The following is a 19,867-nucleotide window of genomic DNA, read 5'->3' on the forward strand; positions in this document are numbered from 1 at the left end:
GGGCGGTCGGCGGGGCGTACGGAGGGACGTCCGCCCGGAACCGGCCTGAGCGGCCGGCGCGCGGATCAGCCGGGCTGCCGGCAGTCGAAGCCGCGCAGTTCCCGGTAGGGCGTCGTCATGCTGTCCGCCCTGGGATCGCTGACGACCCGGACACCCCAGAAGATGCTGTCGTCGTTGCCGAACTCGTGGGACGGGGTGAGGGTGACGGAGCCGGTGCCGAGCCGCACGGTGTCGGTGGCGATGGTCACCGGCGTGTTGTTCGCGCCGGAGTGGTGCTGCCAGAGGACGGTGAGCGTGGCCCCGGGCGGCCCGGACGCCACCACGGTGACCCTGGCCCGGATGCCCCATCGGCTGAAGTCAAGGCAGCCGACCGAGTCGACGCTCAGCGAGGTCACCCGGGTCACCGGCGGCGGGGTGACGACGGTCGGCGGTCCGCCGACGACCGTCGCCAACGTTGTGCTCGTGGTCGGCGGGGTGGACCGCGGCGCGTCCGTGAGCCTGGCCGTGGACGACGTGGTGGTACCCGGCGTCGGCGTCGGGCCGGGCGTACGGCTCGGCGTCGGACTGGGCGAGCGGCCCGACGTCGTACCGGTGGTCGGCGGCACCGACGGCGAGGGCCGCGGCGGCTGCGGCGGCGCCCCGGGCGGAGACGGGGACGGGGACGCGGGCTCGAACGGCGACGGGGACGGCGGTGCGCCCGCCGCGGAGGACCGCGGGTCGGTGGGCGTCCGGCCGCCGGCGGACGTGGCCGACGCCGTGGGGCCGGACGGCCCCTCCGTCGCGTCCCCGCCTCCTGCGCCCGCCGGACCCAGTGTGGTGGTGAGCTGCGGCATCGGGCTCCCCAGCCCGGTCCGCTCCCCGCGGTCCCCGGTCCCGGCGATCGCCACCGCGGCCAGCGCGGCCACCGCGAGCGTGCTCGCCACCGCACCGGTGACCGCCCGGGCGCGCCGACGTCGCGGATGCTCGGCACGGACGCGTCCGTGCAGCCCCAGCCGCCGGACCGTCCGGCTCGCGGAGGCGCCCCCGCGCGGATGCTCGGCCCTGGTCGCCGTGGCACCGCCGCCGCGCGCGTGCTCACCCCGGCTCGCCGCGGCGCCCCGGGCGGCCACCAGCTCCGTGCGCGCCAGCGCCGTCGTCCCACCGGGCGGCATCCCGGCCGCGCCCCACGGCAGCAGCGTGGCCAGCAGGGCGACCAGCGCCGCGAGGTCGGAACGGCCGCGCTCCTCCCAGCGCCGGCCGTACCCGGTCGTGGCCACCGCCTCCAGCAGCCGGACGAACTCCGCCGCGCCCGCCGGCCGGTCCCCGGGCAGCTTCGCCAGACCGGCCCGGACCAGCGGCCGGACGGGCTCCGGGACCAGCCCGTCCGGCACCGGCGACTCCTGGTGCTGGACCGCCAGCTCCGCCAGCGTCCCGCCGGTGTACGGCCGCGCGCCGGTCAGGCACTCGAAGAAGGTGACGGTCGCCGCGTAGACGTCGGCGGCGGGCGAGGCCGGCGCGCCGGTCCACTGCTCGGGCGCCAGGTACGCCGGGGTGCCGGAGACGTCCCGGTCGTCGCCGCTCGGCACGGCGATGCCGAAGTCGACCAGCTTGGTGGTGCCGTTCGCCGCGACCAGCACGTTGGCCGGCTTGTAGTCGCGGTGGACCAGCCCGACCGCGTGCGCGGCGGCCAGCCCCAGCAGGGAGCCCTTGAGCACCACCAGCGCCGCCTCCGGGGTGGTCGCCCCCTCCGCCCGGAGCAGCGCCCGCAGCGAGATGCCGTCGATCAGCTCCATGACGATCGCCGCGTGCGGCCCGCTCTCCACGTACTCGTAGAGCCGGGTCACGTACGGCGAGTCGACCCGGGCCAGGACGGCCGCCTCCCGGCGCAGCCCGGCCCCGCCCGCCGCGTCGTGCAGGTACTTGATCGCGACCGGCGTACCGGTGGGGTCGTGGTGGGCGAGCACCACCCGCCCGGCCGCCCCCGCGCCGAGTTCCCTGATGTGGCGGTACTCCGGCAGCTGCCACTCGCCGTTTCCCGACCCCGTGCCGTCCTGCTCCCGGTCCCGCATCGCCAACCCCCTCGACCCGTCGTCCCGCAGCCGTCGACGCGGCCGCGGGACGACGGGTTCCCCACTTCGGGTACGGTCCGAACCCGGCCGGCGGCCGGTCGTACACCGCCCGCGGCGTTCGCGCTGGCAGACCGCTTGACCTGGGCGGACGACGATCGGGAACAGACCGGCGCACTCGGGAGTTGTGCGCCACGGTGAGTCGCGCCCCGGCGCGCTCCGCACACCCGTCTTCCGATACCGACCCGACCGACCGAAGGGCATCTCCGTGAGCCTGTACGACATCCCGCTGCGCACCCTCTCCGGCGAGGCCGCCTCGCTGGGCGACTACAAGGGCAAGGCGCTGCTGATCGTCAACGTCGCCTCCAAGTGCGGCCTGACCCCGCAGTACGCCGGCCTGGAGCGGCTCCAGGAGCGGTACGCCGCGCGCGGCTTCACCGTGCTGGGCTTCCCGTCCAACCAGTTCGCCGGGCAGGAGCCGGGCAGCGCGGAGGAGATCCAGACCTTCTGCTCCACCACCTACGGCGTCTCCTTCCCGCTGTTCGAGAAGACGGACGTCAACGGCGACGACCGGCACCCGCTCTACGAGGTGCTGACCCGCACCGCCGACGCCGAGGGCCAGGCGGGCGACATCGCGTGGAACTTCGAGAAGTTCCTGGTCTCCCCGGACGGCACCGTGGCCGCCCGGATCCGCCCGCGCACCGAGCCGGAGTCGGACGAGGTCGTCGCCGCGATCGAGGCCGTCCTCCCGGCCTGATCCACCCGGCAACGCGAGCGGGTCCGGGGCAGCTGCCCCGGACCCGCTCGCGTCCTCCCCGACGCTCAGGAGCAGCGGTAGGGGAAGGAGGCGGCTGCGGTGCGGGTGTCCGGGGAGAGGATCTGCAGGGTCGCGGTGGCCTGCAGCTCGCCGCGGCCCTCGAAGCTCCAGCGCAGCACCAGGTCGGCCTTGCGCGCACCGGACTCGACGTCCTGGCGGATCTCGTCGGAGGTGGTGCCGTCGCTGCGCAGCCAGCGGTAGCGGATGGTGCCGGCGCCGCCGTTGGTCTCCACCGCGGCCGTGATCACCGCCGTGCCGCCGCAGCCGGGGCCTGCCGGGTCGGTGGTCACGCCGACGCCGGTGACCGCCAGGGCGGGCGTGGTGAAGCGCCAGAACAGGAACGCCAGGAGGGCCAGGACGGCCAGCAGCAGGGCGAGCGGCACCAGCCACCGCGACGCCCGGCGACGCTCCGGCTGCTGCTGCTCCGGGACGGTGGCGCCGTGCCAGACGGCGGCGGCCTGCGGCGGGACGCCGGGGCCGAAGCGCCGCAGCTCGCCGGGGGCGAAGGACCGTTCCTCCGGCGTGCCACCGGCCGGCGAGGAGTCGGTCGGCGTTCCGCCGCTCGGGGTGCCACCGGCCGGCGAGGAGTCGGTCGGGGTGGTGGCGCTGCTCTCCACGGTGCCGGTCGCGTCCGCCTCCCGGGGCGCAGGCGGCGGGGCGGGCACCGTGCGCCCGCCCGTCCGGGTGTCCACCAGCGTGCTGGTCTCCCCCGTCTCCGGGGCGGCTCCCCAGACCCGGGGGTCGAGGAAGGTCGCGCTCGCGGCGTCGTCGGCGTCGAGCCGGACGGTGGCCTCGGTGTCCGGCCCGGCGGCGACCGGTGCCGCGGTCTTCCGGGCCGCCTCGACGGTCTGCTCCCCCGTCACCGGGCCGGACCCGAGCTCGACCGTCGCCGCGACGGCTCCCGAGCCGCCGGGCAGGCGCACGGTCCGCTCCCCCGCCGCCGGCTCCGAGCCGGACCGGACGGTCTGCTCGGTGCCTTCCGGGGCCCCGGTCAGGCGCACCGTCAGTTCCTCCGTCACCGGGCCGGACCCGAGTTTGACCGTCTCCTCGACCTCCTCCGGGGCCGCGCCGAGCCGCACGGTCCGGTCCGGTTCGGGCGCCGGGGCCGCGGCGGAGTCGGGGCGGGACGTGGACATGGCTCCTCCGGAGAGCGGGGTGGGGACGAGTGGTCGGGGACCGGTCGGTGACGGACCGGATCGAGGGGGAGAGCGAGGCGGCGCCGGCTCAGCGGGGCGGGTCGCAGAGGAAGGCGGCCGTCTCGGCCGACGTCTTGCCCGGCTTGGCCGCCGCCGGGCTGGTGCCGATCCGCACGCCCCAGGTCGGGAAGGTGTCGGCCGAGCCGAAGTCGTGCGCCCGGGTGACGGTGGCGCGACCGCCCTTGATCACCACCGTGTCGGTCGCGACGGTGACCGACCGTCCGCCGGAGGTGTGGTACCAGCTCAGCGTGAGCGTCCCGCTGCCGGTCCCCGCGGCGACCACCGTTACCGTCGCACTCAGGCTCCAACGGCCGCTGCAGGTCAGCGAGTCCAGGTTCACCGTGCTGACCGCGAGGGTGGCCGGCGCCACGGTCGGGGTCGGCGTCGGGGTGACGACCGGCGTCGGTGCGACGACGGTCGTGGGGGCGGCCGGACCGGCGGGCGGGACCGTCGGGGGCGGCGAGGCCGGGCCGGCGGGCGGCGGGGTCGGCTGCCCGGGCGCGGGGGCGCCGGTGGCCGGCGGGGCCCCCTTGGTGGTCGGCGCCCCGCCGGTCGGCGAGGCCCCGGAGGGTCCGGCCGTCGGGGAGCCGGCCGTCGCGGTGGCGCTCGGGCTGCCGGAGGCCGACGGCGTGCCCGTCGAGGCGGACGGCGAGGCGGACGGCGTGTCCGTGGCGCTGCTCGCCGCGGGCGACGGTCCGCCGGCCGGGTCGGTCGTGCCGAGTGTGGTGGTGGCCTCGGGGGCCGCACCGCCGGTGACCGTGTGGGCGCCGCCGTCGGCGGCCCCCGCCATCGCCATGCCCGCCAGGGTGGCCAGGGTCAGGGTGCCGGCGACGACCCCGGCGAGCGCCTTCCCGCGGCTGCCGAGCCGCGCTCCGCGGCGGACCAGCGTCTCCCGGACCGGGACCGCCGGAACGGTGCCGGCCCCGGCGGCGTCCACGCCCGCCGTGAGGACGGTGCCGGCCGCCTCCGCGCCGGCCGCACCCCCGCCGCCCAGGGCGGTGTGCGCCAGCGCGGTGCCGCCGGCCGCGCCGCCGGCCCCGGGCAGCAGCAGCGCGAGCAGGGCCACCAGCGCGACCAGGTCGAGGCAGCCCTTCTCCTCCCAGTCCGGCCCGTACGCGGCCGTGGCGACGGCCTCCAGCTCCTCGACCAGGGCGGCCGCGCTGTCGGGGCGGTCCGCCGGGTCCTTGGCCAGCCCCGCGAGGATCAGCGGGCGGACGAGGTCCGGCGCCTGCTCGGCCGGGATCGGGGCCTCGGTGTGCTGGACGGCGAGCTCGGCGATCGTGGTGCCGGCGTAGGGGCGGGCGCCGGTCAGGCACTCGAAGAACGTGACGGTGGCGGCGTAGACGTCGCCGGCGGGCGAGGCGGGGCGCCCGGCCCACTGCTCCGGGGGCATGTAGGCGGGGGTGCCGGAGACGTCGCCCTCCTCCCCGCGCGCGACCGCGATCCCGAAGTCGACCAGCTTGGAGGTGCCGGCCGTGTCGACCAGGACGTTGGCGGGCTTGTAGTCGCGGTGCACCACCCCGGCCTCGTGGGCGGCGGCCAGGCCCAGCAGCGAGCCCTTCAGGACCACCAGGGCCGCCTCCGGGGTGGTGGCGCCCTCGGCGCGGAGCAGGTCGCGCAGCGCGATGCCGTCCACCAGCTCCATCACGATGGCCGAGCCGCGCTCGCCCTCCACGTACTCGTAGAGCCGGGTGACGTGCGGGGACTCGACGGCCGCGAGGACCTCGGCCTCCTCGCGCAGGCCGGAGGTGCCGACGGAGCCGTGCAGGTACTTGATCGCCACCGGGGTGCCGGTCTCCCGGTGGCGGGCGAGCACGACCCGGCCGCTGGCGCCGGCGCCGAGCTCCCGCTCGTGGAGGTAGTCGGGGAGCTCCCAGGGGCGCTCGTCCTCGATGATCTCCGGCAGGCCGTCCGCGGGGGTGGTGTCGTCCCCGACCGGTCTGCCGTCCTGCTGCTTCCCGTCGCCCATCGCGTCGTACTCCCCGTGGTTTCCTGCTCGCCCGTGACCGCCTGCTCGGCTCTGCGGCGACGCACCATACGGCACCGCGGTCACTGCACGGGACGCACGCCCGTGAACACGGGGTTCCGGGCCGGTGGCGGTTCCGGATCACGATTCGGGTGCTTCGCACACCGTGCCAACCATTCGCGCGAACGATCGGGTGCGGCGGACCCGGCGGTCGGGCCCGGCCGACCCCGGAGCCGCCGGGCCGACGCCCCGCTCAGAAAGTGTTGGGTAATCGGATGATTACTGGTTCTTGAGGTCGTCGGCGAGGCGGCGGGCTGCTTCGGTCTCGATGGGGCCGCGCGGTTCGACCTCCTCGCCGGCGAGGCGGGCGGCCATGAGCCGGATCATCGCAACCTTGATCATCGCTTCGGCGTGCGCGGTCTTGCGCTCGTAGTCCCGTGCCAACCGTCTGCACCGTCCCAGCCAGGAGAATGTCCGCTCGACCACCCACCTGCGGGGCAGCACCTGGAACCCTTTCACATCCGCATTGCGCGGCACCGCGACGATCTCCAGGTTCTCGTGCTCGGCCGCCCAGCCGACCAGGCCCGCGTCGACCACATTCACGTAGCCGCCGTCGACCCAGACCAGCCCGACCTGCGGAAACAGGTTCCGGATCCCGCTGAGGACCAGCTTCGCGCCCGCCCGGTCCTGCACCGAGGCCGAGTGCACCACCGCCCGCAGCACGAGCCCGCAGGTGTCCACCAGCAGGTGCCGCTTACGGCCCCGCACCCGCTTGCCCGCGTCGTAGCCGATCGCCTGCCCGCCCTGGTGGCTGCGGGCCGACTGCGAATCCAGCACCGCCGCCGAGGGCTGCGGGTCCCGGCCGTCCGCCACCCGGACCCGCTCGCGCAGCGTGTCGTGAACCCGGTCCCAGGTGCCGTCCGCCGTCCACGCGCGAAACCAGCGGTAGGCCACGTCCCACGGGGCGAGATCATGCGGCACCAGCCTCCACGCACAGCCGCTGACCAGCACGTACAGCACAGTGTCCACGACCAGCCGACGCGGGAACTTCAACGGACGGCCGGCCCGGCGCAGATCCCGCACCGGCAGCAGCGGCTCGATCGCCGCCCACTGAGCGTCCGTCAACGACGAGTCATAGGACGGCTTGCACGCACAGACACACATGGCGGTGATCTTCGCGGACAGGGCAACGCAAAGATCACCACCAGTGGATCACGCCATGAAGTTGATCAATTACCCAACACTTTCTCAGGCGAGCAGCAGGCGGGTGCCCGGCGGCAGGTCGCCGTCCCGGGCGGCGTCGCGCAGGTGCGCCAGCAGGGTCTCGCGCAGCGCGGCCGAGGCCCGGGTGAGCGGCACCTCGCGGCCGTGCGCCACGGCGATGGTCCGCCCCAGGCCGGGCCCGGCGAACGGGGTGACGGCCAGCCCGGAGCGGGCCGCCACCATGCCCGGCAGCACGGCCGGCCCCAGCCCGGCGCGGACGAAGCCCAGCACCGCGTCCATCTCGCCACCCTCCACCGCGAACTCCGGCTCGAACCCGGCCGCCCGGCAGGCCTCCAGGGTCGCCTCGCGGACGTCGTACCCCTCGCGGAACATCACCAGGGGCCGTCCGCGCAGCTCCGCCACCCGCACCTTGCGGCGCCGCCCCTCGGCCGACCGGGAGACCAGCACCAGCTCCTCGTGCAGCAGCTCGGTCACGTCCAGCGCGGGCGCCGCCTCGCCGCTCGGCGGTGTGATGATCAGCGCGAGGTCCAGCTCGCCCGCCGCCAGGGTGCGCACCAGGTCGCGCGAGCCGCCCTCGCGGACCAGCAGCGCCACGCCCGGGTAGCGGTCCCGGAAGACCCGCAGCACGTCCGGCACCAGGCTGGTGCACAGGCTCGGCGGCGCCCCGAGCCGGACCCGGCCGCGGCGCAGCTGGACCGTCTCCTGGACGGCCAGCCGGGCGCTCTCGGTGTCGGCGAGGATGCGCCGGGCGAGCGGCAGCAGCGCGTCACCGGCGTCGGTGAGGGCGATGTTGCCCCGGGTGCGGTGGAACAGCTCGGCACCCAACTCGCGCTCCAGGGCGCGGATCTGCTGGGAGAGCGACGGCTGGGCGACCCGGGCCGCCTCGGCGGCCCGGGTGAAGTGGCGGGTCTCGGCGACCGCGACGAAGTAGCGGAGTTGCTGGAGCTGCACCCGGCCAGGATAGGCGTGGACGATAGGTACCGGCTATCGCGGCGAGCCGTATCATGTCTTGGACGCACTGGACGGCCCGTCCCTACCGTTGACGCCATGACAACCGCGACTCGGACGGCCCGGCACCCGTCCACACTGGTGACGCTGTGGCGGTCGACCGTCGGCAAGAAGGCCGTCATGGCCGTCAGCGGACTGGTCATGCTGCTGTACCTGGTCGCCCACATGCTGGGCAACCTGAAGATCTTCTTCGGTCCGGACGAGCTGAACGGCTACGCGCACTGGCTGCGCACCCTCGGCGAGCCGTTCCTGCGGTACGAGTGGTTCCTCTGGATCGCCCGCGCCGGCCTGCTGGCCGCCGTGGTGCTGCACGGCGTGTCCGCGTACCAGCTGAGCCGGCGCGACATCGCGGCCCGGCCGAGCAAGTACGTGCACAAGCGGCGGCGGGCGAGCTACGCGACCCGGACGATGCGCTGGGGCGGGGTGATCCTGGGACTGTTCATCGTCTGGCACATCCTGGACCTGACCACGCTCACCGTGAACCCCAACGCCGAGCACGGCAAGCCGTACCAGAACATCGTGGCGTCCTTCTCGAACTGGTACAGCTGCGTGATCTACGTCGTCGCGATGCTCGCCGTCGGCCTGCACGTCCGGCACGGGTTCTGGAGCGCCGCGCAGACCCTGGGCGCCTCCAACGCCCGCCGGGAGAAGGCGCTGAAGCTGGCCGCCAACGGCCTCGCCCTGGTGCTGACCGTGGGCTTCCTGTCCGTCCCCGTGGCCGTGATGACCGGAGTGGTGAGTTGAGCACCGTGAACACCGAGATCCCCTACGCCGAGTACGGCGTCGGCGCTCCGATCGCCGACGCCAAGGCACCCGCCGGGCCGATCGAACAGCGCTGGGACCAGCGGCGGTTCGAGGCCAAGCTGGTCAACCCGGCCAACCGCCGCAAGCACACCGTGATCGTGGTCGGCACCGGCCTGGCGGGCGGCGCGGCCGGCGCCACGCTGGCCGAACAGGGCTACCACGTGGTGCAGTTCTGCTTCCAGGACTCCCCGCGGCGCGCCCACTCGATCGCCGCCCAGGGCGGCATCAACGCGGCCAAGAACTACCGCAACGACGGCGACTCGATCCGCCGGCTCTTCTACGACACCGTGAAGGGCGGCGACTTCCGCGCCCGCGAGTCCAACGTGCACCGCCTCGCCCAGGTCTCGGTGGAGATCATCGACCAGTGCGTGGCGCAGGGCGTCCCGTTCGCCCGCGAGTACGGCGGCCTGCTCGACACCCGCTCCTTCGGCGGCGTGCAGGTCTCCCGCACCTTCTACGCCCGCGGCCAGACGGGCCAGCAGCTGCTGCTCGGCGCCTACCAGGCGCTGTCGCGGCAGATCGCCGCCGGCAACGTCGAGATGCACCCGCGCACCGAGATGCTCGACCTGCTGGTGGTCGACGGCCGGGCCCGCGGCATCGTCGCCCGCGACCTGGTGACCGGCGAGATCTCCACCTACACCGCCGACGCCGTGGTGCTCGCCACCGGCGGCTACGGCAACGTCTTCTACCTCTCCACCAACGCCAAGAACTCCAACGCCACCGCCGTCTGGCGGGCGCACCGGCGCGGCGCGTACTTCGCCAACCCGTGCTTCACCCAGATCCACCCGACCTGCATCCCGCGCTCCGGCGACCACCAGTCCAAGCTCACCCTGATGAGCGAGTCGCTGCGCAACGACGGCCGGATCTGGGTGCCCAAGGCCAAGGGCGACACCCGGCCGCCGGCCGAGATCCCCGAGGCCGAGCGGGACTACTACCTGGAGCGGATCTACCCCGCCTTCGGCAACCTGGTGCCGCGCGACATCGCCTCCCGAGCCGCCAAGAACGTCTGCGACGAGGGCCGCGGCGTCGGCCCCGGCGGCCAGGGCGTCTACCTGGACTTCGCCGACGCGATCCGCCGGATGGGCCGCGACGCCGTCGCCGCCAAGTACGGCAACCTGTTCGAGATGTACGAGCGGATCACCGCCGAGGACCCGTACCGGGTGCCGATGCGGATCTACCCCGCGATCCACTACACCATGGGCGGACTCTGGGTCGACTACGACCTGCAGACCACGGTGCCGGGCCTGTTCGCGATCGGCGAGGCCAACTTCTCCGACCACGGCGCCAACCGGCTCGGCGCCAGCGCGCTGATGCAGGGCCTGGCCGACGGCTACTTCGTCCTCCCGCCGACCCTCAACGACTACCTGGCCCGCAACCCGCTGCCGGCCGTCCCCGCGGACCACGGGGAGATCGCCGCCGCCGAGGCCGAGGTGACCGACCGGCTCAACCTCATCCTCGCGGTGAACGGTGACCGCACGCCCGACTCCTTCCACCGCGAGCTGGGCGAACTCCTCTGGGACGAGTGCGGGATGGCCCGCGACGCGGCCGGCCTGCGCCGCGCCCTCGACCGGATCCCGAAGCTGCGCGACGAGTTCTGGCGCCGGATCAAGGTGCCCGGCACCGGCCAGGAGCTCAACCAGTCGCTGGAGAAGGCCAACCGGCTGGTCGACTACTTCGAGCTGGCCGAGCTGATGTGCCTGGACGCCCTGCACCGGGCCGAGTCCTGCGGAGGCCACTTCCGCACCGAGAGCCAGACCGAGGACGGCGAGGCCGCCCGGCGCGACGAGGACTACAGCTACGCCGCCGCGTGGGAGTTCACCGGCACCGGCACGGCACCGGTCCTCCACCGCGAAGAGCTCGAATTCGAGCACGTCCACCCCACCCAGCGGAGCTACGCGTGAACCTCACCCTGCGCATCTGGCGCCAAGCGGGCCCGGACGCACCCGGCTCGATGACCACCTACAAGGTCTCCGGGATCAGCCCCGACATGTCCTTCCTGGAGATGCTCGACACCCTCAACGAGGAGCTGATCACCCGCGGCGACACGCCCGTCGCCTTCGACCACGACTGCCGCGAGGGCATCTGCGGCGCCTGCGGCATGGTCATCAACGGCCAGGCCCACGGCCCCGAGCGGACCACCACCTGCCAGCTGCACATGCGGCACTTCAAGGACGGCGACACCATCGACATCGAGCCGTGGCGGGCCTCGGCCTTCCCGGTGGTCAAGGACCTGGTGGTGGACCGCTCGGCGTTCGACCGGATCATCGGCTCCGGCGGCTACATCACCGCCCCGACCGGCAGTGCGCCCGACGCGCACGCCACCCCGGTGCCCAAGGAGGCCGCCGACACGGCCTTCGAGCACGCCGAGTGCATCGGCTGCGGCGCCTGCGTCGCCGCCTGCCCGAACGGCTCGGCGATGCTGTTCACCTCCGCCAAGGTGGTCCACCTCAACGTCCTGCCGCAGGGCGCACCGGAGCGGAAGTCCCGGGTGCGGAACATGGTCGCCGCTATGGACGCCGAGGGCTTCGGCGGCTGCACCAACACCGGCGAGTGCGCCACCGCCTGCCCGAAGGGCATCCCGCTGCCCAGCATCGCGGCGATGAACCGCGAGTTCCTCCGCAGCTCCCTGGGCTGAACGCGGAGTTCATCGGTGGGCCCCTTCCGGACGGGAGGGGCCCACCGGCGTGTCCGGGGCCCCGTCGCGTCCCGGCCCAGGTCGCACGGGCGGCGCGCGCCGGCGGGCCGTGCGCTCCCCACACGGGTGGTGGTTCGTCAGGAGCGGCGCCGGTCGCGGCAATTCGCGCTACGGTGGGTCCCCGCGCCAAGGAGGGTCATATGCCTGAGGTTCAGGCCTGCACCGGGTGTGGCGGGTCCGGGGGGACCCAGAAGACCGAAGCCTCGGTCGAGCTGGACGAGGAAGGGAGCATGGTGCCGAGGGTCGACACCTTCTGGTCGCCATGCCGTCGGTGCCACGGATCCGGGACGGTGATCGTCGGATGAGGATGGTCTTCGAGTGCGTCGAGTGCGGCGCCCACTACTTACCGCCGGAGGGCATGGTGTACCCGGACGGGCCCGCCTCGGCCGTCTGGTGCGGGTACTGCCAGGCGGCCAAGCGCTCGGCGGGCGAGCGGGAGGACCCGCTGCTCGCGCGGGTGGCGCTGGCCGCCGCCCGGGCCGCGCTCGCGCGGCGGGCGGCGGAGGCCGAGCCGCCCGCCCGCGGCGACGTCCGGCCGTCCCGGCCGCCGGCGTCGCGCCGCGCGCGGTCGGGCCCGGGCGGGGTGCGCGGCAAGCTGGCCTGAGCGGTGGGGCTGCCGACCGCCCGGGCGGCGGCCCGGTGGACGAGCCGGCCGTGCGGCGGCCTGGGCGGCGGCGGTCGGCCGGGCGCCGTCAGAACAGCGCCTCCTGGGTGTCCGGCACCTCGGGACGCGCCCGCGGGCGCACGGTCAGCCCCGACGCCGGACGGCCGACGGCCTGGGTGAGCGTCCACCCGGTCAGCAGACGGGTGTCGAGCAGCAGCGGCTCACCGCCGTCCGGCTGGTCGAGCAGCAGGTGGCGGCCGATCGGCGGGCGCAGCGTTCCGGCGACCACCGCGCCGGGGGCCAGGGACTCGATCCGCCCGTAGGCGGCCGGCGCACCGTCGGCCAGGCCGAAGAGCGCGACGTGGTCGGCGACCGGGTCGTCGGCCAGCAGCTCCACCGCGTGGCCGGCCAGCAGCCGGTGCGCCGCGGCGCGGGCGTCCAGCAGCAGCGTCCGGCGGTGCGCGGCGTCGCCGGGCGACCACCAGTGGTCCGGCTTCGTCCGGGCGTTGAAGCGCTCCCGGGCCAGCCCCGAGGCCGCGATCGTGAGCTCGGCCCGGCGGACCGCGGGCAGCCCGCCACGGGCGGCGAACGTCCAGGCCAGCGCGCCCTGTTCGAGCAGCCGGCTGGTGCCGCGCTGCTCGGCGGTCAGGCCCACCTTCAGCTGGCCGTCGCCGAACCAGGCGAGGTAGAGGCGGTAGGTGCGCCCGTCGTCGAGGATCTGGTCCCGGGCCAGCGCGAGTCCCCGGTCCACGCTCTGGCAGGCGGGGCACTGGACGGCGCCGCCGTCGGGCTCGATCTCGGCGTGGTGCGGGCAGGGCGTCCGCTCGGTCGCGCCGGCCAGCCAGGCGCCGGTGCAGCGCCGGGGGCCGCCCAGCAGCCAGCCGACCGGGGTGCCCGGCTCCGCCACCCGCTCGTGCACCCGGCGCCCGTGCACGGCGCTGAGCACCGGCCGCCCGTCCCGCCACTGCAGCCCGGTGGAGATCCACCCGCCGCCCGCCTGCTGCACCGTGCCCATGTCCACCCCTCCGTCCGAACCAGCGAGGTTACCCGCTCCCCCGGACGGAGCGCCGTTGAGCTGCGCAGGCGGGCCCCGCGGGTGTAGGGGACTTCCCGGGGCGCCGGGGGCCCGGCGCCCCGGACGGTCAGCGGACCAGGGTGGTGACCAGGAGGCCCGGGGCCGCCTTGATCTCGGCCTCGGTGAACCGCTCCGTCACCCACTCCTTGCGGGCGAAGAGGCGGGTCTGGTCGGTGTAGTGCGGCGAGCCCGGATCGGCCGACTCCCCGTAGGTGAGCAGCGTCCGGCTCCGCGGGCCCCGCGGCGTCATCTCGACGGCCATCATGAAGCCGGAGCCGTGCGGGATCGTCGTGAGGTCGGCCGGCCGGGTGGCGCCGCCCGCGCCCGACTGCGGGCCGGCGGTGAGCACGTTGAAGCAGCCCAGCCCGCCGGAGCAGCCCGGCAGCGGGATGCCCGCCCAGCGCTGGACCAGGCCGATCGGGGCGTCCGGCGGGGTGCCCCGGGCCGACAGCCACTGCACCGCGTCGGCGAGCGCGCGGCGGGCCGCCGGGTTCTCGCCGTCGATCCCGCGCGGGGTGGTGAGCGGCTGCGCCGGGTCGTACGGCACGCGCCACCAGGTGGGCGGGCCGCTGCGGCCCAGCGCCTGCTGGAACGCCTGCCAGAGCACCGTGCCCCGGCTGTCCGCGTCGGCCCGGGCGTCCCAGGCGGCGAGGACGTCGCAGGCGGCCCGGACGTCCACCGCGGTGCCGTCGGTCGCGGTCGGCACGGGGTGGGCCCGGCACATCGCCACGGCGTCGCCGCGGCCCAGCTCGGCCGTGTACACGCGGTCGCCGAGCATGGTCGCCTGGAGCGTGGGCAGGGTGAACCCCCGGCCGCCCAGCCCGTCGGCCCCGGTGCGGCGGTCGTCGATCATCCGCAGGCCCAGCTGGGCGCGCGGCCCGAGCCGGCTGCCGCCGTTGTAGACGGCGGGGATTCCGGTCAGCGGGGCGTCCGCGTTGGTGTAGTAGGGGCCGTTGTTCGAGTTGGCGACGTAGTCGGTCCGGGTCAGCGCCGGCTGACGGGCCGGGCCGTGGACACCGGGCACCAGGGCGTCCGGGTCGCTGCCCCAGTCGCAGGCCGTGGTCGAGCCGTCCAGCGTGGTGCCGAGCTCGTCCGCCTCGACGGTGCACCCGGTGCGCTGCTCGTCGGTGAGGTGCGGGACGGCGGAGCTGTCGGTGAAGTACGCGGTGCCGCCGGCGTCGGTGGCGATGGTGTACGTCCAGGGGATGCCCTGGTAGGTGCGCTGCGCCTGCTTCAGCTGGTCGAGGGTGCGGGCGCGGCCCATCGCCAGCCACTCGTTCATCGAGCGCAGGTTGCCGGCGTTGGCGTCGCGGAGGGTGTAGGCGTGCTCGGCGGACCAGCCGTCCGCCAGCACCGGCCCGTACCGGGAGGTGTACAGCGTGGCGGTGACGGTGGAGAGCGTGCCGTCGGCGGCGCGGACGGTCACCGGGACGCTCTGCCGCCCCATCGGCTCGGGCCGGCCGTCGACCAGGTAGCCGGTCGGGTCGCCGGGGGCGAGCGCCAGCCGGTAGAGCGAGGCGTGGTCGGCGTAGCTGGTGGTGTGTGTCCAGGCGAGGTCCCGGCTGTGGCCGATCTCGACCATCGGGGTGCCGTAGATGCTCCCGCCGGCGACGTCCAGGACGCCGGGTACGGTGAGGTGGACCTGGTAGAAGCGGTCGCTGCCGGCCCACTTGAGGTGCGGGTTGGCGAGCAGCATGCCGTGGCCGTCGCGGGTCGCGTCGCGCCCGAGGGCCCAGCCGTTGCTGCCCAGGTCGGCGGCCTCGCCGGCCGGGCGCGCGGGGCGCGGCGCCGGCGACGCGCCGGCGGCGGCCGCGGTGGTGGCGGCCGCGCCCGGCGGTGCGGCCGAGCCGATCGGGCCCTTGTACGCGGATGCGCCGGCGGCGGTGTTGAGGTCGAGCATCAGCGTCCAGAGGTCCGTGGCGCTGATCGGGCCGACCCACTCCTCGCCCCGGCAGGTCGGGTCGGGCAGCTTCCCGACGCCCGTGTCGCGCAGGTAGCGGTTGTACCCGGCCGCGTAGCCCTCGACCATCCGGCGCAGCTCGGGCGTCGGGCCGAGCGGGGCCGGCTGCTCCAGCAGCCGCTGCACGGTGCCGGACCGGTTCAGGCCCTGGAAGTAGGTGTCACTGGCCAGGTTGGCGACGTGGGGGTCGTCGGCCGAGGCCTCGGCGGGGCCGAAGTACCGGGACCGCTCACCGCGCAGCGTCACCACGTGGTCGGCCAGCTGGCACAGGTTGTCCTGCGCGAACGCGTACCCGTACCCGTAGCCGAGGCCGCCGAAGTCGTGCGCCTGGATGTGCGGGACGCCGTACTCGGTCCGCCGGATCTTGGCGGTGTAGCCGCCGCGCTCCTGGAGCTCCTCGGGCCCGGCCGCTTGCGCGGGACCGGGGGCCAGCGTCACCGCCGACAGCGCGGTGAGGCAGAGGCCCACGGCGGCGGCCCTCAACCGTGCCGGTAAGGAGCGGGGGTGACGCTCGGCCACCTCTGGTGCTTCTTGCGTCGTCATGGTCCCAGGCTGCCTCGGCCGGCAGGGCGGCACATCGCTCCCGCGAAGGACCGGGGGTGGTCCTGTCGATGTACACCCGGTGGCGCCCGCCTGTCGCAGGAGTCGTTGGCATGACCACCAGGTCGAACGATCTATGCTGACCCGCGTTCACGATCGCTCCACACGAAGCAGGTCCACTCGCATGAAGCTGCCCAAGGTCTCGGCGGTCCTCGCCGCTGCCGTGCTGGCGCCCGTTCTGCTCCAGTCGCCGGCCTCCGCCGCCGACAACCCGCAGCCCGCCGGTGTCACCGGCCCTGACACCGCGTCCGACACCGCCGACGACCACGGCACCGCCCAGGAGAAGAGCGACCGCGCCGAGATCGAGCGGATCCTCGCCGACAAGGAGACCGGCCCCGGCGTCCGCGAGGCCGCCGAGAGGGCCCTCAAGGGCACCGCCGCGGACGTGCGGCAGTTCCTGGCGGTGGAGCTGGCGGGGCGGCAGCAGACCGACAACCGGATCTTCGTCGCCAGGATCATCGACAGCGCCGGCCCCGCTGTCCGGGCAGCCGGTCTGAAGGCCCTCGACGGCAGCTACTCCGACATCCTCGCCTTCCTCAAGGAGGGCCAGTACACCGCCCGCGCCGAGGACCAGGACCGCGCCGAGATCGAGCGCATCCTCGCCGACAAGGAGACCGGCCCCGGCGTCCGCGAGGCCGCCGAGAGGGCCCTCAAGGGCACCGCCGCCGACCTGCGGCAGTTCCTGACGGTCGAGATGCAGAAGGCCCGGCAGGACGACGATCGGGTCAAGCTCTCGCAGATCATGGCCCGGGGTGGCCCGGCCGTCCAGCGAGCGGCGGGTAAGGCGCTCGACGGTACCTACGCGGACGTCGTCCACTTCCTCAAGGAGGGCCAGTTCACCGCGCGGGCCGAGGACGACCGCACCGAGGTCCAGCTGCTCCTGGCCAACCCGCAGACCGGGCGCCTCGTCCGCGAGGCTGCGCAGAAGGCCCTCGACGGCACCCCGGCCGACCTGCGCCGGTTCCTGGAGAAGCAGCTGTCGACCCTGCGCGAGAGCGACGACCGGATCAAGGTCTCGCAGCTCATCGAGGCGGGCGGCCCGGCCGTGAAGAAGGCGGGCCTGAAGGCCTTCGACGGCAGCTACGCAGACGTCGTCGCCTTCCTGAAGGAGGGCCAGTACACGGCCCGTGCCGAGGACGAGGCCGCCGCGGCCGCCGCCAAGGCCGCGCAGGAGAAGACGGCCAAGCCGCAGACCCAGGCCCAGAGCGCCACCGCCGGGCAGGCAGCGACCGGCACCACGACCGCACAGACCGCCGCCGTCGTCACCGCCGTCTCCAACCCGGTCACCAACCCCGCCCCGGTCACCAGCGTCACCACCGTCGGCACCACCACCGTCACCGCCACCACCGGCCAGCTCGCCGCCACCGGCGCCAACGACGGCCTCGACTGGGAGGCCGGCGGCGCCGCCGCAGCCGTCACCGCCGGCGCCGCACTGATCGCCATCAGCCGCCGCCGCACCACCGAGAGCTGACACCCCGGCACAACACCCCACGGCGCCCCGGCCCCACCGGCCGGGGCGCCGATGCGGAACGACCGCCGACGCGTGCGCAGTCGCCGGGAAGGATCGTGTCCACCGGGCCCGCTGCCGCGAGGAAATGTCGGTGTGACAAGCATGGAAAACGATCTATGCTGACCCGCGTTCACGATCGCTCCACACGAAGCAGGTCCACTCGCATGAAGCTGCCCAAGGTCTCGGCGGTCCTCGCCGCTGCCGTGCTGGCGCCCGTTCTGCTCCAGTCGCCGGCCTCCGCCGCCGACAACCCGCAGCCCGCCGGTGTCACCCGGCCCTGACACCGCGTCCGACACCGCCGACGACCACGGCACCGCCCAGGAGAAGAGCGACCGCGCCGAGATCGAGCGCATCCTCGCCGACAAGGAGACCGGCCCCCGCGTCCGCGCGGCCGCCGAGAAGGCCCTCAAGGGCACCGCAGCCGACCTGCGCCACTTCCTCGAAGTGGAACTGGAGTCTGCACGTCACTCCGACAACCGGGTCCTCATCGTGCGGATCCTCAACGGCGCCGGCCCGGCCGTCACCGAGGCGGCCGAGAAGGCTCTCATGGGCACCTATGCGGAGAGCGAGGCCTTCCTCAAGGAGGGCCAGTACACCGCCCGCGCCGAGGACCAGGACCGCGCCGAGATCGAGCGCATCCTCGCCGACAAGGAGACCAGCCCCGGCGTCCGCGAAGCTGCCGAGAAGGCCCTCAAGGGCACCGCCGCGGACATGCGCCACTTCCTGACGGTGGAGCTGGAGAGGGAGCGGCAGGAGGACAACCGCGTCCTGACCGCCCGGATCGCCTCCACCGGCGGCCCTGCCGTCGAGAAGGCCGCCGGCAAGGCCCTCAGGGGGACCTACGCGGACATCCTGTACTTCCTGAAGGAGGGCCAGTACATCGCCCGCGCCGAGGACCAGGACCGCGCCGAGATCGAGCGGATCCTCGCCGACAAGGAGACCGGCCCCGGCGTCCGCGAGACGGCCGAGAAGGCCCTCAAGGGCACCGCAGCCGACTTCCGCCACTTCCTCCAGGTGGAGCTGGAGAAGCAGCGGCAGGACGACAACCGCGTCAAGGCGGCCCAGATCGGCGAGGCCGGCGGCCCCGCCGTCCGCAAGGCCGCCGACAAGGCGTTCAACGGGACCTACGGGGACATCCTGTACTTCCTGAAGGAGGGCCAGTACACGGCCCGTGCCGAGGACGAGGCCGCCGCGGCCGCCGCCAAGCCCGCGCAGGAGAAGACGGCCAAGCCGCAGACCCAGGCCCAGAGCACCACCGCCGGGCAGGCAGCGACCGGCACCACGACCGCACAGACCGCCGCCGTCGTCACCGCCGCCTCCAACCCGGTCACCAACCCCGCCCCGGTCACCACCGGCACCACCGTCGGCACCACCACCGTCACCGCCACCACCGGCCAACTCGCCGCCACCGGCGCCAACGACGGCCTCGACTGGGAGGCCGGCGGCGCCGCCGCAGCCGTCACCGCCGGCGCCGCACTGATCGCCATCAGCCGCCGCCGCACCACCGAGAGCTGACACCCCGACACAACACCCCACGGCGCCCCGGCCCCACCGGCCGGGGCGCCGCCGCGTCCGGCCAGCAGCACCTCGGCGAGCAGCCCGGCCGGCAGCAGGCCTTTCGACGTCGCAGGAATCCCCCCGGGGGCATCGGAACGGCCGGACGCAACGGCTACGGTCACAGGGTGACCGATACCACTCCCGGGGCGGCCCCCGGCTCCGACGCCCCCGCCCCCACCCCCGACGACCTCGCGCTCGTCCTGCGCCTCGCCGCCGAGACCCTGCACGGCGCGCCCGCCGACGCCGACTGGTCCCGGCCCGCCGGCACGCTCGGCTGGGACTGCTGGGCCACCGTCGAGCACCTGGCCGACGACCTGGTCGCCTACGCGGCCCAACTCGGCCCGGCCGCACCACCGCTCGACCGCTACGTGCCCTTCCTGTCGGAGCCCCGGACTCCGGGCGGGCCCCCCAGCTTCGTCTACGCCGACCGCGACAGCGGCCCGGCGGGGCTGATCCAGGTCCTGGAGGCGAGCGGGGCCCTGATGGTGGCGATGGCGCGCACCACCGCGCCGGAGGTGCGCGCCTACCATCCCTGGGGCCTCGCCGACCCGGCCGGGTTCACCGCGATGAGCCTGGTGGAGACGCTGGTGCACCTACACGACGTCGCCGAGGGGCTCGGCCTGCCGTGGCAGCCCCCGGCCGGCCCCTGTCACCGCACCCTCGCGCGGCTCTTCCCGGACGTCGCCCCCGACGCCGCCGGCCCCTGGCAGACCCTGCTCTGGGCCACCGGTCGCGTCGAGCTGCCCGGTCGTCCGCGCCGCACCGGCTGGCGGTGGCACGCGGACGTCCGCCCGACCGCGTAGCGG

The 19,867-nt window shown here is 74.9% G+C and carries 15 protein-coding genes; 8 read left to right on the plus strand and 7 right to left on the minus strand.

Features of this window, described 5'->3' with window-relative positions:
• Window positions 1-65 precede the first annotated feature (65 nt).
• The gene (locus RMN57_RS04880) at window positions 66-2,048 is read right to left on the minus strand and encodes a serine/threonine-protein kinase (RefSeq protein ID WP_313762124.1); all 1,983 of its coding nucleotides are present in this window, start codon (window positions 2,046-2,048) and stop codon (window positions 66-68) included.
• A 265-nt stretch (window positions 2,049-2,313) separates the two neighbouring features.
• Between RMN57_RS04880 and RMN57_RS04885 the strand changes: the two genes are divergently transcribed.
• Entirely contained in the window at window positions 2,314-2,802 is a 489-nt protein-coding gene (locus RMN57_RS04885) for a glutathione peroxidase (protein WP_313762125.1), read from the plus strand.
• A gap of 65 nt (window positions 2,803-2,867) precedes the next feature.
• Here the strand turns inward: RMN57_RS04885 and RMN57_RS04890 are convergent, their stop codons facing one another.
• The 4 genes from RMN57_RS04890 to RMN57_RS04905 all read right to left on the minus strand — a co-directional run bounded on the left by RMN57_RS04890 (window position 2,868) and on the right by RMN57_RS04905 (window position 8,199).
• Window positions 2,868-3,998 carry a hypothetical protein gene (locus tag RMN57_RS04890; RefSeq protein ID WP_313762126.1) on the minus strand — a complete coding sequence of 377 codons (1,131 nt, stop codon included), beginning with the start codon at window positions 3,996-3,998 and terminating at the stop codon, window positions 2,868-2,870.
• Window positions 3,999-4,086: 88 nt separating this feature from the next.
• Window positions 4,087-6,027: a protein kinase domain-containing protein gene (locus RMN57_RS04895; protein WP_313762127.1), complete on the minus strand. Its 1,941-nt coding sequence runs from the start codon at window positions 6,025-6,027 to the stop codon at window positions 4,087-4,089.
• Between the two features lie 276 nt (window positions 6,028-6,303).
• Window positions 6,304-7,188 (minus strand): IS5 family transposase, encoded by an 885-nt coding sequence (locus RMN57_RS04900; protein ID WP_313761644.1) that lies wholly within the window; start codon window positions 7,186-7,188, stop codon window positions 6,304-6,306.
• Window positions 7,189-7,272: 84 nt separating this feature from the next.
• Window positions 7,273-8,199: a LysR substrate-binding domain-containing protein gene (locus tag RMN57_RS04905; RefSeq protein ID WP_313762128.1), complete on the minus strand. Its 927-nt coding sequence runs from the start codon at window positions 8,197-8,199 to the stop codon at window positions 7,273-7,275.
• A 96-nt stretch (window positions 8,200-8,295) separates the two neighbouring features.
• On the opposite strand from RMN57_RS04905, the gene RMN57_RS04910 reads away from it, so the two are divergent.
• The 4 genes from RMN57_RS04910 to RMN57_RS04925 all read left to right on the plus strand — a co-directional run bounded on the left by RMN57_RS04910 (window position 8,296) and on the right by RMN57_RS04925 (window position 12,359).
• Window positions 8,296-9,000 (plus strand): succinate dehydrogenase cytochrome b subunit, encoded by a 705-nt coding sequence (locus tag RMN57_RS04910; RefSeq protein ID WP_313762129.1) that lies wholly within the window; start codon window positions 8,296-8,298, stop codon window positions 8,998-9,000.
• Between the two features lie 5 nt (window positions 9,001-9,005).
• On the plus strand, window positions 9,006-10,961 hold the full coding sequence (locus tag RMN57_RS04915; RefSeq protein ID WP_380238044.1) for a fumarate reductase/succinate dehydrogenase flavoprotein subunit: 1,956 nt from the start codon (window positions 9,006-9,008) through the stop codon (window positions 10,959-10,961).
• Complete coding sequence (locus RMN57_RS04920) at window positions 10,958-11,695, plus strand: succinate dehydrogenase/fumarate reductase iron-sulfur subunit (RefSeq protein ID WP_313762130.1); 738 nt, start codon at window positions 10,958-10,960, stop codon at window positions 11,693-11,695. Before RMN57_RS04915 ends, RMN57_RS04920 begins: the two co-directional genes overlap by 4 nt.
• A 418-nt stretch (window positions 11,696-12,113) precedes the next feature.
• The gene (locus RMN57_RS04925) at window positions 12,114-12,359 is read left to right on the plus strand and encodes a hypothetical protein (protein ID WP_313762131.1); all 246 of its coding nucleotides are present in this window, start codon (window positions 12,114-12,116) and stop codon (window positions 12,357-12,359) included.
• Between the two features lie 88 nt (window positions 12,360-12,447).
• Here RMN57_RS04925 and RMN57_RS04930 read toward each other — a convergent pair whose 3' ends face one another.
• Together RMN57_RS04930 and RMN57_RS04935 are read right to left on the minus strand one after the other, a co-directional pair.
• Window positions 12,448-13,374: a DUF2797 domain-containing protein gene (locus tag RMN57_RS04930; RefSeq protein WP_313762132.1), complete on the minus strand. Its 927-nt coding sequence runs from the start codon at window positions 13,372-13,374 to the stop codon at window positions 12,448-12,450.
• Window positions 13,375-13,501: 127 nt separating this feature from the next.
• Window positions 13,502-15,862: a penicillin acylase family protein gene (locus tag RMN57_RS04935; RefSeq protein ID WP_313762133.1), complete on the minus strand. Its 2,361-nt coding sequence runs from the start codon at window positions 15,860-15,862 to the stop codon at window positions 13,502-13,504.
• A gap of 256 nt (window positions 15,863-16,118) precedes the next feature.
• Here RMN57_RS04935 and RMN57_RS04940 point away from each other — a divergent pair, with 256 nt between their 5' ends.
• The 3 genes from RMN57_RS04940 (at window position 16,119) to RMN57_RS04950 (ending at window position 19,864) form a co-directional block, all read left to right on the plus strand.
• Window positions 16,119-17,465, plus strand: coding sequence for an ALF repeat-containing protein (locus tag RMN57_RS04940; RefSeq protein WP_313762134.1), 1,347 nt, complete (start codon window positions 16,119-16,121; stop codon window positions 17,463-17,465).
• 303 nt (window positions 17,466-17,768) lie between these two features.
• Window positions 17,769-19,019 (plus strand): ALF repeat-containing protein, encoded by a 1,251-nt coding sequence (locus RMN57_RS04945; protein WP_313762135.1) that lies wholly within the window; start codon window positions 17,769-17,771, stop codon window positions 19,017-19,019.
• Window positions 19,020-19,186: 167 nt separating this feature from the next.
• Entirely contained in the window at window positions 19,187-19,864 is a 678-nt protein-coding gene (locus RMN57_RS04950) for a maleylpyruvate isomerase N-terminal domain-containing protein (protein WP_313762136.1), read from the plus strand.
• Window positions 19,865-19,867: the final 3 nt, after the last annotated feature.

Source organism: Kitasatospora sp. CM 4170 (assembly GCF_032110285.1).
Taxonomy (GTDB): domain Bacteria; phylum Actinomycetota; class Actinomycetes; order Streptomycetales; family Streptomycetaceae; genus Kitasatospora; species Kitasatospora aburaviensis.